Source organism: Paraburkholderia sp. MM5384-R2 (assembly GCF_014201025.1).
Lineage (GTDB): Bacteria > Pseudomonadota > Gammaproteobacteria > Burkholderiales > Burkholderiaceae > Paraburkholderia > Paraburkholderia tuberum.
This window is the reverse complement of the sequence record NZ_JACHDI010000031.1, coordinates 1-14,940: the sequence shown is the minus strand read 5'-3', so window position 1 is coordinate 14,940 and position 14,940 is coordinate 1. Positions and strand designations below refer to the sequence as shown.

13 protein-coding genes and 1 pseudogene are annotated in these 14,940 nt (G+C 66.3%); 11 read left to right on the top strand and 3 right to left on the bottom strand.

Going from position 1 to position 14,940, the window contains the following annotated elements; all coding sequences use genetic code 11:
* The first annotated feature begins 187 nt into the window (after positions 1–187).
* Positions 188–454, top strand: a complete 267-nt coding sequence (locus HDG37_RS32800; protein WP_184054915.1) for an RNA-binding protein — start codon at positions 188–190, stop codon at positions 452–454.
* Between the two features lie 111 nt (positions 455–565).
* Here the strand turns inward: HDG37_RS32800 and nadE are convergent, their stop codons facing one another.
* Entirely contained in the window at positions 566–1,426 is an 861-nt protein-coding gene (gene nadE / locus HDG37_RS32795) for an ammonia-dependent NAD(+) synthetase (protein ID WP_184054913.1), read from the bottom strand.
* 450 nt (positions 1,427–1,876) lie between these two features.
* Between nadE and HDG37_RS32790 the strand changes: the two genes are divergently transcribed.
* On the top strand, positions 1,877–2,824 hold the full coding sequence (locus HDG37_RS32790) for a L,D-transpeptidase (protein ID WP_184054911.1): 948 nt from the start codon (positions 1,877–1,879) through the stop codon (positions 2,822–2,824).
* A gap of 36 nt (positions 2,825–2,860) precedes the next feature.
* Here HDG37_RS32790 and HDG37_RS32785 read toward each other — a convergent pair whose 3' ends face one another.
* Both HDG37_RS32785 and HDG37_RS32780 read right to left on the bottom strand, forming a co-directional pair.
* On the bottom strand, positions 2,861–3,730 hold the full coding sequence (locus tag HDG37_RS32785) for a DMT family transporter (RefSeq protein WP_184054909.1): 870 nt from the start codon (positions 3,728–3,730) through the stop codon (positions 2,861–2,863).
* Between the two features lie 86 nt (positions 3,731–3,816).
* On the bottom strand, positions 3,817–5,373 hold the full coding sequence (locus tag HDG37_RS32780) for an AarF/ABC1/UbiB kinase family protein (RefSeq protein ID WP_184054907.1): 1,557 nt from the start codon (positions 5,371–5,373) through the stop codon (positions 3,817–3,819).
* 317 nt (positions 5,374–5,690) lie between these two features.
* Here HDG37_RS32780 and HDG37_RS32775 point away from each other — a divergent pair, with 317 nt between their 5' ends.
* The 9 genes and pseudogenes from HDG37_RS32775 to HDG37_RS32735 all read left to right on the top strand — a co-directional run bounded on the left by HDG37_RS32775 (position 5,691) and on the right by HDG37_RS32735 (position 14,729).
* A complete protein-coding gene (locus HDG37_RS32775; protein ID WP_184054905.1) occupies positions 5,691–6,446 on the top strand; it encodes a DeoR/GlpR family DNA-binding transcription regulator in 756 nt (251 codons plus the stop codon).
* Between the two features lie 508 nt (positions 6,447–6,954).
* A complete protein-coding gene (gene phnS, locus HDG37_RS32770) occupies positions 6,955–8,046 on the top strand; it encodes a 2-aminoethylphosphonate ABC transporter substrate-binding protein (RefSeq protein WP_184054903.1) in 1,092 nt (363 codons plus the stop codon).
* A 73-nt stretch (positions 8,047–8,119) separates the two neighbouring features.
* Positions 8,120–9,220 carry a 2-aminoethylphosphonate ABC transport system ATP-binding subunit PhnT gene (phnT, locus tag HDG37_RS32765; protein ID WP_184054901.1) on the top strand — a complete coding sequence of 367 codons (1,101 nt, stop codon included), beginning with the start codon at positions 8,120–8,122 and terminating at the stop codon, positions 9,218–9,220.
* Positions 9,198–10,160: a 2-aminoethylphosphonate ABC transporter permease subunit gene (locus HDG37_RS32760; RefSeq protein WP_184054899.1), complete on the top strand. Its 963-nt coding sequence runs from the start codon at positions 9,198–9,200 to the stop codon at positions 10,158–10,160. Before phnT ends, HDG37_RS32760 begins: the two co-directional genes overlap by 23 nt.
* Positions 10,150–11,013 carry a 2-aminoethylphosphonate ABC transport system, membrane component PhnV gene (gene phnV / locus HDG37_RS32755; RefSeq protein WP_184054897.1) on the top strand — a complete coding sequence of 288 codons (864 nt, stop codon included), beginning with the start codon at positions 10,150–10,152 and terminating at the stop codon, positions 11,011–11,013. Before HDG37_RS32760 ends, phnV begins: the two co-directional genes overlap by 11 nt.
* A 94-nt stretch (positions 11,014–11,107) precedes the next feature.
* Positions 11,108–11,863 (top strand): phosphonate utilization associated transcriptional regulator, encoded by a 756-nt coding sequence (locus HDG37_RS32750; RefSeq protein WP_184054895.1) that lies wholly within the window; start codon positions 11,108–11,110, stop codon positions 11,861–11,863.
* Positions 11,864–11,986: 123 nt separating this feature from the next.
* Positions 11,987–13,249 carry a phosphonoacetate hydrolase gene (gene phnA, locus HDG37_RS32745; protein ID WP_260335188.1) on the top strand — a complete coding sequence of 421 codons (1,263 nt, stop codon included), beginning with the start codon at positions 11,987–11,989 and terminating at the stop codon, positions 13,247–13,249.
* Positions 13,246–14,165, top strand: a pseudogene (locus HDG37_RS32740) (aldehyde dehydrogenase family protein). Before phnA ends, HDG37_RS32740 begins: the two are co-directional and overlap by 4 nt.
* Positions 14,166–14,168: 3 nt before the next feature.
* The gene (locus HDG37_RS32735; RefSeq protein ID WP_184054891.1) at positions 14,169–14,729 is read left to right on the top strand and encodes a phosphonate degradation HD-domain oxygenase; all 561 of its coding nucleotides are present in this window, start codon (positions 14,169–14,171) and stop codon (positions 14,727–14,729) included.
* The last annotated feature ends 211 nt before the right edge of the window (positions 14,730–14,940 follow it).

Genomic DNA, 14,940 nt, shown 5'->3' with positions numbered 1-14,940 from the left:
CACAGGAGATTTGAACGATGGCCTTCTACTTGTCATGGCTCGCTATGGGGTTAGCCGGCGCGACCGGCGTCGTCGCACTTCGCGCACTCGGCGCGACTCAGACGAAGCAGCGTGCCGCGCTGCGACCGGTGCGTATCGCAAGCCCTGACCGACGGACGGACCGCCAGGCGCGGCGAGGGTAGGCCGCATGAACCTGACCGTGCGCAATATCGCCGAATCGTGCAGCGAGCAGGACGTGCGGGAATTTCTGAAGCGCGAACTCGGCCGTTACGCGAAACACGTCGAGGTGGTGGACGCCGGCAAGCCCGGCGCCTACGCGACGATCGAACTCGACGCGAGCGTGCCGTATGTCGGCGACGTGATCGCGCGGCAGATTCACGGCAAGCAACTGGGTGGTCAGCCGCTCGAAGCGAGCGCCGATCTGTTCAGCGACGAACCGCCGCCCGAGCAGTAAGCGCCGCGGTTGGTGTAGTAAGCTCTATCGTTTTCGAAGGCGGTGGACAGGCGCGACGACGCGCGCGTGTCCACCGCCTTTATTCGTTTGAGAGCGCCGTTCGCGGGCGCATCATTGCCCAACCGGCGACGCCGGCCAATCGAACGGCGTATACGGCAGCGCCCGCTTGTGACGCGTCGCGTTGTAAAACTGCAGGACCACGTCACGCACGGCATCGCTGACCGGCTTGCCTTCGAGAAAATCGTCGATCGCGTCGTACGGGATGCCATACGCGTCTTCGTCGGGACGAAGCGGCCGCAGCATCTCGAGGTCGGCGGTCGGCACCTTATGCGCCAACGCGTCGGGCGCGCCGAGCGTATTCGCGACCGCACGCACGCGGCGCTTGCTGAGCCCGGCGAGCGGCAGCACGTCGGCGCCGCCGTCGCCGAACTTCGTGAAAAAGCCCATCACCGATTCGGCCGCGTGGTCCGTTCCGATCACGACGCCCGAGCGCGCGCCAGCCACCGCGTATTGCGCGATCATCCGCTGGCGCGCCTTGATATTGCCGTGCACGAAATCCCGCTGGGATTCGTCCTTGAACGACACGCCGCTTTTATCGAGCGACTCGAGCATCGCATCGGCTGCGGGTTTGATATCGATAGTCAGATTTTCGTCGGCGCGAATGAAGCGTAATGCATCGAGCGCATCCGCTTCATCGCGTTGTTTGCCGTAAGGCAGACGGACGGCGACGAAACTCGCGTCGTAATGGTTCGCCCGCAAACGCTCGACCGCGAGTTGCGCGAGACGCCCGGCCGTAGTCGAATCGACGCCGCCGCTAATGCCGAGCACATAAGTTCTCAGGTGGCTGTTGCGCAGATAGTTCGCCAGAAAATCGACCCGGCGCTCGATTTCGCGGCTTGCGTCGAATTCGGCGGCGACGTGCATTTCGGACGCGATGCGGGCCTGGCGCGCGGCTGGATCGGATTGAGCCATGATCGTTGTTGTCCTCGCGAGAGAAAAAGCGCTTGAAGTGGCTTGAAACAGATTGCAAGCAGGTTGAAAAACGGCGTGAGTATCGGCACGTGCCGCCGTCTTCGGTCTACCTTTCGTCGAACGAAATCGTATATTGCCTTTTGGGGTTTGATTTTCCGCTGACCGATTTAATTGCGTATTAATTGCGTTTTCGCTGGCATGTCGATTGTCGAAAAATAGCCGATCATTTTTGAAGAGTTCGCAGGTTAGAAGGTATTTTCATCGACACGCCTCGCTTCGCTGAGTAACATCGGTCGTGCCGAACGCCGCAGAGACCCGGCGTGCGATCAATAATAATCATGTTTGCTCCAAGACGCGATGAGATACCCAGATCGGCCTGGCCAGCCTGGATTGAACCGCCTGAGGATTTGCGCGTGGGTTTGCGCAGCCGTCGTCTCGAGTGCCGGTGCGATGGCGGCGCCGGTTCATGCGGCGGCGCCCGGTAGCGCTCAGTCACCTGCATCCGCGACATCAGCGGCGCATACGGTGAATCCGGCCAATCCGGCCAACGCATGGAATGGCGCGAGCCGGCCGTTGCCCACGATCGACGCCGCCACCATCGCCGCGCCCGACGCGGCTGGCGTCGTCGATCCGCGCCGCGCGTTCCTGCTGCGCGACGTATTCGCGCGGGACGTGACGCGCCGGCTCAGACTGCCCGTCGCGGCGCAGCGAGCGTACGCCGACCGTCTGGAGAAGGCGCTCAATGAGAACGAGCTTGGCAATCTGTCGGGCGAGTACGTGGTGCTCGTCGATCGCAACGCGAACGTGCAGGCGCTCCTGATTTACTTCCGACCGGCGCCCGCCGACAACTGGCAGATGATCGGCGCATCGCCGGTATCCACGGGACGGCCCGGCGAGTACGACCACTTCATCACGCCGCTCGGCGTGTTCGAACATACGCCCGACAACATGGATTTCCGCTCCGAGGGCACGCAGAACGAAAACCACATTCGCGGCTACGGACGGCGCGATATGCGCATCTTCGACCTCGGCTGGGCGCAGGGTGAACGCGGCTGGGGCAAGGGCGGCATGTCGCAGATGCGCTTCCAGATGCACGCGACCGACCCCGAGCGGCTCGAACCGCTGCTCGGCATTCGTCATTCGAAGGGCTGCGTGCGGATTCCCGCATCGCTGAACACGTTTCTCGATCACTACGGGATTCTCGACGCAGCATATGCGCAGCTCGTCGATTCCGGCCAATCGCTGTGGGTGCTGAAAAGCGACCGGCAGATCATGCCGTGGGCGGGGCGTTTTATCGTCGTGGTCGATTCGCAGCGCAAGAGTCGGCCGGCGTGGTCGCCAGCACCGGGCGCGGTTGCGCGAGCGAAAATGCCCGCGCGCGCGGATACGGCCGACTGACGGGCGCCTGGTGGCAATACTGGCGCGCGGCGCCCCTCACGACCTCGCCAACAACACGCCGGCCAGCGCGAGCGCAAATCCGGCGATCTGCACTGGCAGCAGCGTTTCGCCGAACCCCAGATACCCTTCGAGCGCGGCAAGCGGCGGCGCAAGAAACAGCAGAGCAGTCGCGCGCGCCGCATCGCCGCGCCGGACCATCCAGACGAGCAACGTGACGCTGACGCCGGACAGCATCACGATGCCCCACGCGAGCGATGCCCACAGCGTCGGCGACGCGATCCAGCGATGCTCACCGAGCGCCAGCGCCAGCACCCCCGCGACGATCGCCGCGCCGACGTTCTGCACGGCGCTCGCGCTGCGAATATCGGCCTTTGCGAGCGAGATCTTCTGGAACAGCGTGCCCGCCGTGATCGCCCCCACCGCGACGATCGATATCAGCACGACCAGCCACGCGGGTGCGTTGCCGTGCGTGGGCGGCGTCGCGGCAGCGAGCTTCGGCGCGAGCACCAGCACGACGCCGGCGAGGCCCAGCGCCATGCCGCTCCAGCCGCGCCGCGACAAGCGCTCGCCGAACAGCGGCGCGGCGACCGCGGCCGTCGCGAGCGGCTGCAGCGCGCCGAGCAGCGCCATCACGCCGGCGCTCAGACCTTGCGCGACGGCCCAGTAGCCGGCGCCGAGATAGACGCCTTGCAGCAGCGCGCCCGCGGCCAGGTGCTTGCCGAAGTCGCGTCCGGTCGGCCAGGCTGTGCGCGCGACCAGCGTGGCCAGCGCGAAGACCAGCGCGGTGCCGCCGAAGCGGGCAAGCAGAAACAGATTGGGATCGGCATAAGGCGTGATCGCGCGGGCTACCACGAAACCGGTCGACCACAGCACGACGAAGACGGCGGCAAGAAAGGAAGCGAGCATCGAGGCGGGAGGCGTGAAAAAGCCGCCATGTTGGCGGCACGGGCGGCGCGCGTCTTGTTCAAAACTGCAAGGCGCGCGCGGGACCGTCACCACGCGAGCAGCGTCATCCCCGCTCCGAGCACGCCGCCACAGACGACGCATGCCCACAGCAGCCAGCGCGTGCGCCGGTATTCGCGCGCGAGATCCGCGAGCAGTTGCGCGTTCTGCTGCGGGGTGCCGGTGCGATCGTGCTGCTGCAGATAGCGCACCGCCAGTTGCGGCACGCGCGGCAGCATATGCGCGAGATGCGGCAGCTCGTGTGACAGTCGCTTGAGCCAGCCGCGATGATTGAGATCGCGTCGCGCGATATCGGCGAGCACGCCGCGCGCGATGTTCCATGTATCGATGCCCGGATGCAGCGCCCGCGCGAGCATCTCCGCCTGCTGGAACGAGCGCTGCGCGGTCGCGAGCGCGCCCGGCACGTGGCCGTCGAACGGTTGCACGCCGTGCAGCAGATGGTGAAACAGCGAACTCGCCGAGCGATCCGCGGGCGCCGCCGCGAAGTGCGCTTCGGCGCGCGTGCGCAGCTCGGCTTCGAGCAGCTCGGTGCGCGTGTCGTCCGGCACGTGGCCGGCCTCGCGATGCATGTCGGCGAGCCGCCCGTAGTCCTGGTCGAACAACGCGGTCGCGCCGTGCACGAAAAATTCGCGCTCGTCGCTCGACAGCGTCGCCATGATCGAGAACTCCGCGAGCACGAGGCGCCCGAGCGTGTCCGGCTCGATGCTGACGCGCACGCGGCGCGCATCGAGCGTCGCGTGGAAGAAGCCATGCTCGAATGCCTGCTCGGTGACGACCTCGACGATATGCGCGGCGAGCGGCGCCAGCTTGATGCCGTGCGCGTGCAGACCGGGCAGGTCGCTCGCGGACAGCGTGTTGACGCGCTGCATCGTCAGCGTGTGGTCGGTGCACAGCTCCCAGATCACGTCCGGCACGACGATGCGCTTGTCGCCGTCGAAATGGTGGCCGGTCTGGCTCAGATTCGCGGCTTCGGCGCGCAGGTCGAAGCGGCGCAGGATGTCGTCGGTGAAGGTTTGCGCGAGCGCGCGCAACTGCAGCCGGCGCGCGACGCGCGACAGCTTTTCGAGCCAGCGCGCGACCCAGCGCAACAGGCCGAGTTCGTCGCCGATCTGCTGCAACTGCTGCGCGCGCACGAGCTTGACGGCGACTTCGTGATGACCTTTGAGCGGCATCGCGAGCCGCGCGAAATGGGTCTGCTCGGCGAAGCCGCTGCGCACCGGCACGAGGTCGACCGCGCTGAACAGCTCGCCGAGCGGCCGGCCGAACGCGCGAGTCAAAGCCAGCGCGGAGTCGTCCGGCGACAGCGGCACTTCCATGTGATCGATGGCGTCCAGCGCGTCATGCAGCGTGCCGCTCGCGAGCTCGGGGCGCCTGGCGAGCGTCTGCGCGAAGCGGCTCGCGAGCGGACCGAGCGCCGGCAGCAGACCATGCAACTGCGCGCCGCTGCGCTCCGACGCATGCACGCGGCCGATCAGTTCGATCATCCAGTGCAGCTTGTGGTCGGGCGGGGCGGCGAGCCAGATCAGGCGCGCGCCGTAACGCAGCGCATGGAACAGCAGCAGTAGACGGCGAAACAGTGGCGGCATCGGCGGTTCGGTTGACGGGCGAGGCGTTGTGCGCGGGACTCGGCCGGGCGGCGGCGTTGCGTTCGCCGCATGGCCGGCGGGTCCAGCCGTCAAGGTTAGCAGGTCGGCGCGATGGCTGGCGTGTTCGCGCGCGAGGGCGGCTCGATGCAAGCCGAGCGCGCCATGAACGCGCCCTCACGCCACCCTGAACGCCACCTGCACGCCACCTGCACGCCGCCTGCACGCCAGCACCGACGACGCGCAATACGCGTAATACAATACGGCGGCCTTCCTCAACCACGGCGAAACCCAAGCGTGCCGGCTTCCGGCCTTCCCAGATGCTCGCAGAACAACGTCATCAATACATCCTCGCGCAAGTCGCAAAGCACGGCGCGCTGTCGGTCGCCGAACTGGTGCGCGAACTGAACGTATCGCGCGAAACGATCCGTCGCGACCTCAACGCGCTGGCCGGCCGCGGCCTGCTCGTGACGACACACGGCGGCGCGTTGTCGAGCGATCGGCGCGAGCCCGATCTCGATACGCGCGAAGCCGAGAACGCCGGTGCGAAGCGTGCGATCGGCGAGCGCGCGGCCGAGTTCGTGCCGGACGGCGCGTCGCTGATCATCGATTCGGGCAGCACCACGCAGTCGGTCGCGAGGGCGCTGCTCGACCGGCATCGGCTGACGGTCTACACCAACGACTGGCGCATCGCGCTGCTGCTCGGCCGACGCAACGACAATCGCGTGACGCTGCTCGGCGGCGAGTTGTCCGATATCGAAGACGCGACCTTCGGCCTCGACACGGTTCAGCAGCTCACGCAGTACCACGCCGATTTCGCGTTCATTGGCGCGGGCGGAATTTCGCCGGACGGCTATCTCACCGATTACAGCCGCATGGCGGCCGAAGTACGCAGCCGCATGATCGTCGCGGCCGACATGGTGGTCGTCGTCGCCGATCATTCGAAATTCGGACGCGTGACGCCGGTGCGCATCAACGGGATCGAGTCGGCGCGGTATCTGGTCACCGAACTGGCGCCCGAGCGCGCGCTTGGCACGGCGATCACCGCGCGTGGTCCGGAGATTCTGATCGCCTGAGACGGCCTGGCGGGGTGGTTCCCGCCGCGTTCGTACGCCGCTCGCGCTGAGCGACATTCCGCGCCCGCCAAAATCCAAATAAAAAAAGCCACCCGCCCCCTCCGCATTTTCCCGACGCACGATGCATACATCGTCATTTTCGCCATGTACGATCCACACGGGATCGGCGCGCGGGGCTCCGTTTTTGGGTGGCGCGACGAATTCCATCGGTTGGCCTGAGTTGGCAATTTGTGTCTTTTTTTGGAATTCGGCACAATCGTCATGGCCCTGTCATCGAAACCTGTGATTCTTGCCGTGCCCGTTCAGGCGCGGCAGGCAGCGCGGGTGTGGTAGGGGGCTGTCAGTCAGGCTGGGCGAGAAGCGGCAAAGTTGTCGGCAATCTGCAATCCACGACAGACCGGCGCGGCAACCGCAGCGGGCAACCCGCAAGCGGCGCGTGCCGCCGTTCGATCACTACAGGTATGGGTTATCCCGACCGTCTGGTTTTTAGCCTTTCGGAGAGAGCGACATGAAAAAGACGAATTCCCTTCACGCCGCGGCCGGCCTCGCGCGCAAACTGCTGCCGGCGCTGGTCGCCGCGGCCGCGTTCGGCGGTGCCGCGATGCAGGCTCATGCGGCCGACGCCGTCGTGCTGTACACGGCCGACGGCCTCGAAAATCTGTACAAGGATGTGCTGCCGGCCTTCGAAAAGAAGGAGGGCGTGAAGGTCAATATCGTCACGGCGGGTAGCGGCGAAGTCGTGAACCGCGCGACCATCGAGAAGGATCAGCCGAAGGCCGACGTGCTCGTCACCCTGCCGCCGTTCATTCAGCAGGCCGACCAGAGCGGTCTGCTGCAGGCGTACCAGAGCGCCAACTACAAGAACGTGCCGGCCATCGCGAAGGCGCCGAACGGCGCGTGGGCGACCTTCGTGAACAACTACTTCTCGTTCGCGATCAACCCCGAAGTCACGAAAACCGAGCCGAAGACGTTCGCGGACCTGCTGCACCCGGACTTCACCGGGAAGGTCGCGTATTCGAATCCGGCGACCGCCGGCGACGGCATGGCGGTGATCATCCTGACCACGTCGCTGATGGGCGAAGACCAGGCGTTCGACTATCTGAAGAAGCTCGAACAGAGCGCCAAGTTCCACACCAAGGGCACGGGCTATCTCGACGTGCTGCTGTCGCGTAACGAGATCGCGGTCGCCAACGGCGATCTGCAGATGGATCTCGACGACGCGGCCAACGGCGGCCTGTCGCTGAAACCGGTGTTCCTCGCCGCCACGCCAGGCGGTCAGCCGACCACGTTCCAGCTGCCGTACGCGATCGCGCTGATCAAGAACGGTCCGAACCAGGCCGAGGGCAAGAAGCTGATCGACTATCTGATGTCGACGCAAGTGCAGTCGAAGGTGCCGGACATCTTCGGCATTCCGGGTCGCAGCGACGTGCCGCTCGCCGGCAAGAACGGCGAAGCGGTCAAGCAGGCGATCAGCGGCGTCAAGCTGATTCCGGTCGACTGGAACCACGTGATGGCGAAGAAGGCCGACTGGACCGCGCGCTGGAAGAGCGACGTGATCGGTTCGTCGGGCAAAGAGATCGAAGTGGTCAAGCCGAAGTAAGTCGATTCAGGCGGCGCTTCGCACGTAATGCGCGGCGCCGCATCAGCATTGATCCTGTTGGAGGACGACTCCGGTGAATACGGCCAGTCTCGCTCACCCCACTGCGCCTGGCGCTCCGCTGGATGCGCTCGACGCCGCGCGTTCGGACGCGCCCGGCGGCGTGCAGATCGATCACCTGACGGTGCGCTTCGGCGCGCGCACGGTGCTCGACGATCTGTCGTTGACCATCCGGCGCGGCGAGTTGCTCACCGTGCTCGGGCGCAGCGGCTGCGGCAAGACGACCTTGCTGCGCTTCATCGCGGGCTTCATCGAGGCCGACGGTCTGGCCGGCACGTTGACGGTGGCCGGCCGCGATCTGACCCACATGCCGCCGCACAAGCGCAACCTCGGACTGCTATTCCAGAGCTACGCGCTGTTTCCGCATCTGACGGTATTCGAGAACGTCGCGTTCGGGTTGCGCGCGCGGCGTATTCCGGCGCGCGACGTCGCGCGCCGCGTCGCCGAGGTGTTGAAGCTCGTGCAGCTCGGCGATGCCGGTCACGTGATGCCCGCGCAACTGTCGGGCGGCATGCAGCAGCGCGTGGCGCTCGCCCGCGCGCTCGTGATCGAGCCCGACGTGCTGCTGCTCGACGAACCGCTGTCCGCGCTCGATGCCAATCTGCGCGCGTCGGTGCGCTCCGAACTGAAGGCGCTGCATGAACGCCTGCCGAATCTGACGATCGTCTGCGTGACGCACGATCAGGACGACGCGCTCGTGCTGTCCGACCGCACGCTGCTGATGTGCGATGGTCATATCGCGCAGCTCGGCACGCCGCAGCAGCTGTACGACTCGCCGGCCGACGGCTTCGTCGCGCGCTACCTCGGCGCGGCCAATCTGCTGCCGCCGCAGGTCGCGTTTGGCATGGACGACGCGCGCTACAACGAGCGCGAACGTGTCGCGTGTCTGCGTCCGGAGGCGCTGCGCATCGTGCCGCTCGGAGAGGGGCAGTTGCACGGCGCGATCGCGTCGGTCGAGTGGTACGGCGCGGCCTTGTCGGTATCGGTCGTGCTCGATGCGCTGCCGAACGACCCCGTGCTCGTGACGCTGCAGCGTGGTCTCGGCATGACGCCGGAGAAAGGCGCACGTGTTTCCCTGCGTTACGAGGCTGGCGATGTCGTCCTTATCAAGCCCTGATACGTCCAACCCGCTCGACCTTGCCGCGCAAGCCGAGGTCGAAGCCGCCGCCGCGCGCCGTCTCGCGAGCGCGGCGGCGCACGCGGCCGCCGTCAAGCGGCGCGAGCGCCTCGCGCAATGGCATCTGCTGTTCATTGCAGTCGTGGTGCTCGGACCGCTCGTCATCTATCCGCTGGTGCGGCTCGTGATGCTGAGTCTGACCGGCGCGCATGGCCTGTCTGGCCACGCGTACGTAACGTTCTTCGGTAACCCCGAAACGCGCGGCGTGATCGGCACTACGCTCGGCATCCTGTTCGCGAGTGCGAGCCTGGCGTCGCTGCTCGGCGTGGCGCTCGCGTCGCTGCTGTTCTTCAAGCCATTTCCGGGCGCGCGCCTGGTCACGCGCTTTCTCGAACTGTTCGTCGCGTTCCCGTCGTTTCTGGTCGCGTTCACGCTGATCTTTCTGTACGGCTCGCAAGGCTCGGTCAGCATCGGGCTGCAGCGGCTGTTCAATCTGCAGGCGCCGCCGCTCGATTTTCTGTTCGGCATCGGCGGCGTGATTCTCGCGGAAGTCGTGTTCTATACGCCGTTCGTCGTGCGTCCGACGTTGGCATCGTTCGCGCTGCTCGACCAGCGACTGATCGAAGCCGCGCGCAGCCTCGGCGCGAGCGGCCTGATGGTCGCGTTCAAGGTGATCCTGCCGCTCGCGTGGCCGGGCATCGCGGCCGGCACGATCCTGTGTTTTCTGCTGACGCTCAACGAGTTCGGCATTCTGCTGGTGCTCGGCAGCGCCCATCTGATCACGCTGCCGGTCGCGATCTACAGCGCCGCCACCGTCGATCTCGATCTGCCGACCGCCGCCGCCGGCGCGGTCGTGATGCTGCTGATGTCGTTGTCGTTGTACGCGTTGTACCGGCGCGTCAATCGTCGCAAGCTGAAAGGAGCCGGTCATGGCCGTTGAACTCGATCCGACCGTGCTGCCGGTCATGCACAAGAAGGGCCGGCCGGTGCGGCACAGCCTCGCGGTGCGACTGCTCGGCGGTCTGTTTCTCGGCTTTGCCGCGCTGCTGTGCTTCTGGCTGTTCGTGCTGCCGGTGTTGGTCGTCGCGCTATCGAGCGTCGCGTCGCACTGGTCCGGCACGATCCTGCCCGACGGCTTCAGCTTGCGCTGGTTCGAGCGCCTCGGTTCGAGCGACTTCGGCGCGCTGACCACCAGCCTCGAAGTCGGCATGGGCGTCGCGGTGCTCGGCACGATCCTCGGTTTGTGGCTCGCGCTCGCGCTCGAAGGACGCGACCGGCGCGGCCTCGGCGCCGTCATCGACACGATCGCGATGATGCCCAACGGCGTGCCGAGCGTCGTGCTCGGCCTCGCGGTGCTGATCGCGTATCACAAACGGCCGCTCGATCTGTCGAGCTCGGCGGCGATCGTGGTGTTCGTGCAGCTCGCACTGGTACTGCCGTTCTGCTACCGCTGCGCGGCCGCCGCGCTGCGCCCGGAGCTGACCGTGTTGCGCGAAGCGGCCGCGAGCCTCGGAGCGCCGCCGTCGATGGTGCTGCGCCGCGTCGTGTTGCCGCAACTGGTGCCGGCGATACGCGCGAGTCTCGCGCTCGGCTTTGCGCTGTCGCTCGGCGAACTCGGCGCGACGCTGACCGTATATCCGCCAGGCTTCGCGACGGTGCCGATCGTCGTCGTCGGGCAGGTGGAACGCGGCTATTATCTGCCGGCTTCCGCGCTGTCGCTGATTCTGCTGCTGGTCTCGCTGGTCGCTCTGCTGCTGATCGCGGCGCGCGCTCCGCGGCGCCGGATCGACTGAGCCGACTGAGCCGAGTGATCGGCGAGCGATTTGGTTGATCTGAAGCACGCGCGAACCGGTGAGCATCGATGTAGATGTGGCAAAAGTTGCCAAAATGACCGAATATATGCACTCTGCGTCCGTCGATCCGATCGAGATCCTGCGCCGCCATTCGCTGACGACGCTGGTGCGCGACGAGATCGAGCGGCATATCGTCGGCGGCATGCTGGCGCCGGGCGACAAGCTCAACGAAGCCGACTGGGCGGCGCGATTGCAGGTGTCGCGCGGGCCGGTGCGGGAGGCGTTTCGCGCGCTGGAGCAGGCGGGTCTGGTGCGCACCGAGAAGAATCGCGGCGTGTTCGTGCGGACGGTGTCGCTCGCGGAGGCGGACGAGATTTACGCGGTGCGCGCGGTGCTCGAAGAGGGGGCGTGCCGGATGCTCGCGTCGAGCATCGATGCGGGCAAGCTCGCGGTGCTGCGCGACTGGGTCGACGCGATGCGCGCGGCGCTCGCGTTGCACGATCACGATGCGTATGCGCGCGCGAACGTCGCGTTTCACGATGCGCTGGTCGCGGCGGCGGGCAACACGAAGTTGTACGACACGTATCGCAGGCTCGTCAGCGAGCTGAGGCTGTTTCGGCGTGCGGCGCTAGGCGTGCAGGCCGACGCGATGGTGCGCTCGCTCGCCGAGCATCGCGCGATTCTGACAGCGCTCGCGTCGCGCGATGCGGAGCAGGCCGCGCAGTTGATGCGCGCGCATGTGCAGGGCGGGTTGCAGCGCGCGCATGCGGCCTGCGAGGCGGCGGGCGATGCGGCGCACGAGCAGCGCCTCCCGGCAGGCGCGGGTGCGGCTGGCTCGCGCGGGCGATGACGGCGCGGCGATGAAGCCGAGGCAAGCGTACCGGCAAACGCCGCGGCAGAGCTTCGCCCCACGAACAGACAACCCGGCGATTAAGACTTTGCAATGACAACCCCGGCAATGGAAAACCACGCCATGACACACCCCGAGCAACGCACGATCGAGGTCAACGGCCGGCGCTACCGGCTGCCTTCGCAACCGACGGTCGTTGTCTGTGTCGACGGCTGCGAGTTTGCGTACCTGGAAGCGGCGGTCGCGGCCGGCGTCGCGCCGTTTATCGGTTCGATGCTCGAGGGCGGCGCGGCGTTTCGCGGCGACTGCGTGATCCCGTCGTTCACGAACCCGAACAACCTGTCGATCGTGACCGGCGTATTGCCGTCCGTGCACGGCATCTGCGGCAACTACTTCTGGGACACCCACGCGAACGACGGCGCGGGCGCGGCGGTGATGATGAACGATCCCGCCTACCTGCGCGCGCCCACGCTGCTCGCGGCCGCCGCCGACGCGGGCGCCGCGGTCGCCGTCGTCACCGCGAAGGACAAACTGCGCGGGCTGCTCGGCTCGCAGTTGAAGGGCATCTGCTTTTCGGCGGAGAAAGCCGACGAGGTGACGCGCGAGGAAAACGGCATCGACGACGTGCTCGATCTGGTTGGCCTGCCGTTGCCCGACGTGTATAGCGCGGGGTTGTCGGAATTCGTGTTCGCGGCCGGCGTGCGGCTCGCGCAGACACGCAAGCTGGACCTCATGTATCTGTCGACGACCGACTATATCCAGCACAAATGGGCGCCCGGCACCGAAGGCGCGAACGCGTTCTACGCGATGATGGACGGCTATCTCGCGAAGCTCGACGCGCTCGGCTGGGTGATCGGCCTCACCGCCGAGCACGGCATGAACGCGAAGCACGATCCGCAGACCGGCGAGCCGAACGTGATCTATCTGCAGGACTTGCTCGACGACTGGCTCGACGCGTCGACGGCGCGCGTGATTCTGCCGATCACCGATCCGTACGTCGTGCATCATGGCGCGCTGGGTTCGTTCGCGACGGTCTATTTGCCGCGCGAGGTCGATGCTGCGTCCGTGACGCGGATCGGCCGCCTGCCGGGAATCGAAGTCGTGCTCGATCGACGCGCCGCGTGTGCGCGCTTCGGGCTGCCTGAGGATCGCATCGGCGATCTGGTCGTGATCGGCACGAAGCATGTGGTGCTCGGCACGCGGCGCGACGAGCACGACCTGTCCGGGCTCACCGTGCCGTTGCGCTCGCACGGCGGGATTTCCGAGCAGGAAGTGCCGCTGCTGTTCAACCGGCGCGTTCAGCCATCAGCCACCGGCAGCGAAGGCAAACGGCTGCGCAATTTCGATATCTTCGACGTCGCGCTCAATCGCGTGTCGACATCGTGAACACGGCGCCGCGGGACCATCCTGAGTTCCGCGCCGAAGCGCTGCGGCTGAGCGGCGAGCGCGCGACGCGCGCCCGGACGCTCGACGTGTTCGATCCTTATACCGGCATGCGCGTCGGCACGGTGCCCTTCGCCAGCATCGACGATGTGCGCGCCGCGTTCGACTACGCGCTCGCGTATCGGCCGACGCTGTCTCGCTACGCGCGTTCGCAGATTCTCGAGCGCGCGGCGGTGCTGCTGCGTGAGCGGATCGAACCGGCGTCGGATCTGATTTCGCTCGAGTCGGGTCTGTCGAAGCAGGACTCGCGCTACGAGATCGGCCGCGTCGCCGACGTGTTCCGCTTTGCCTCGTTCGAGGCGTTGCGCGACGACGGTCAGAGTTTCTCGTGCGATCTGTCGCCGCATGGCAAAAGGCGTCGCGCGTTCTCGCCGCGCGAGCCGCTCGCGGGCGTGATCGTCGCGATCACGCCGTTCAATCATCCGATGAACCAGGTCGCGCTAATGAGGCGGTGGCCGCGGGCGCGCGCCTGCGCCTCGGCAACGAGCGCCGCGGCGCGTTGTATGCGCCGACCGTGCTCGACAACGTCGATCCGTCGATGACGCTCGTGCGCGAGGAAACCTTCGGGCCGGTATCGCCGGTCATCGCGTTCGACACGCTCGACGATGCGATTCGCATCAGCAACGGAACACCGTTCGGGCTGTCGTCGGGCGTGTGTACGAACCGGCAGGACGCGATCACGCGTTTCATTAATGAGCTGCGCGTGGGCACCGCCAACGTGTGGGAAGTGCCAGGCTATCGGATCGAGCTGACGCCGTTCGGCGGCATCAAGGATTCGGGGCTAGGCTACAAGGAAGGCGTTCAGGAAGCGATGAAGAGCTTTACCAGTCTGAAGACGTTTTCATTACCTTGGGAGTAACAGGTGGCATTGAGTCTCGACGATATCCGTGTGCTCTTCGAGCGACACGGCAGCCTCGCGTATAGCGGCGAGCCGGTGACGCAGCTCGAGCACGCGTTGCAGAGCGGCGCGCTCGCCGAGGCGGAAGGCGCGAGCGACGAACTGGTCGCCGCGGCGTTCTTGCACGACCTCGGCCACCTGCTGAACCTGCAAGGGGAGACGCCGACGGAACGGGGTGTCGACGATCTGCATCAGTATTTCGCCCTGCCGTTTTTGCGGCCGGTGTTGTCGGATGCGGTGCTGGAGCCGATTCGTCTGCACGTCGACGCGAAGCGCTGCCTGTGCGCGATCGACGCCACCTATTTTGGCCAGCTGTCCGCCGACTCGGTGCGCAGCTTGCAATTGCAGGGCGGGGTCTTCAGCAGGGAAGAGGCGCAGGCGTTTATGCAGAAACCGTACGCCGAAGACGCGATGCGTTTGCGCCGATGGGACGATCGCGCGAAAGAGAAGGATCGCGCGACGCCGGGGATTGACCATTATCTGGCCGTGGTCGAACGGGCGATGCGCGCGCATGCGACTGCGTGAGTCGAGGTGTTTTGGGTCGCGGTAGGTTGCGCGCCGAGCGGTCAAAATATCGCTTGCAAGTCCCGATGTCGGCGACTAGAATTCCGCTCTTTCGCGCTCCGGACGCCGGGGTGCGGAGAAGCGGGAAGCCTTTGATGGCGTGGGCTTCAGCGGCGTGGGCAGGTTAAGCGAGTGATAAAAACCTGTTGACGATCCGACGGAAGTTCTCCAT

Excerpts from the sequence above, each read along its gene's own strand:
- HDG37_RS32800 (WP_184054915.1), top strand. The coding sequence starts at position 188 with ATGAACCTGACCGTGCGCAATATCGCCGAATCGTGCAGCGAGCAGGAC.
- nadE (WP_184054913.1), bottom strand. The coding sequence starts at position 1,426 with ATGGCTCAATCCGATCCAGCCGCGCGCCAGGCCCGCATCGCGTCCGAA.
- HDG37_RS32790 (WP_184054911.1), top strand. The coding sequence starts at position 1,877 with ATGGCGGCGCCGGTTCATGCGGCGGCGCCCGGTAGCGCTCAGTCACCT.
- HDG37_RS32785 (WP_184054909.1), bottom strand. The coding sequence starts at position 3,730 with ATGCTCGCTTCCTTTCTTGCCGCCGTCTTCGTCGTGCTGTGGTCGACC.
- HDG37_RS32780 (WP_184054907.1), bottom strand. The coding sequence starts at position 5,373 with ATGCCGCCACTGTTTCGCCGTCTACTGCTGCTGTTCCATGCGCTGCGT.
- HDG37_RS32775 (WP_184054905.1), top strand. The coding sequence starts at position 5,691 with ATGCTCGCAGAACAACGTCATCAATACATCCTCGCGCAAGTCGCAAAG.
- phnS (WP_184054903.1), top strand. The coding sequence starts at position 6,955 with ATGAAAAAGACGAATTCCCTTCACGCCGCGGCCGGCCTCGCGCGCAAA.
- HDG37_RS32760 (WP_184054899.1), top strand. The coding sequence starts at position 9,198 with ATGTCGTCCTTATCAAGCCCTGATACGTCCAACCCGCTCGACCTTGCC.
- phnV (WP_184054897.1), top strand. The coding sequence starts at position 10,150 with ATGGCCGTTGAACTCGATCCGACCGTGCTGCCGGTCATGCACAAGAAG.
- HDG37_RS32750 (WP_184054895.1), top strand. The coding sequence starts at position 11,108 with ATGACCGAATATATGCACTCTGCGTCCGTCGATCCGATCGAGATCCTG.
- phnA (WP_260335188.1), top strand. The coding sequence starts at position 11,987 with ATGACACACCCCGAGCAACGCACGATCGAGGTCAACGGCCGGCGCTAC.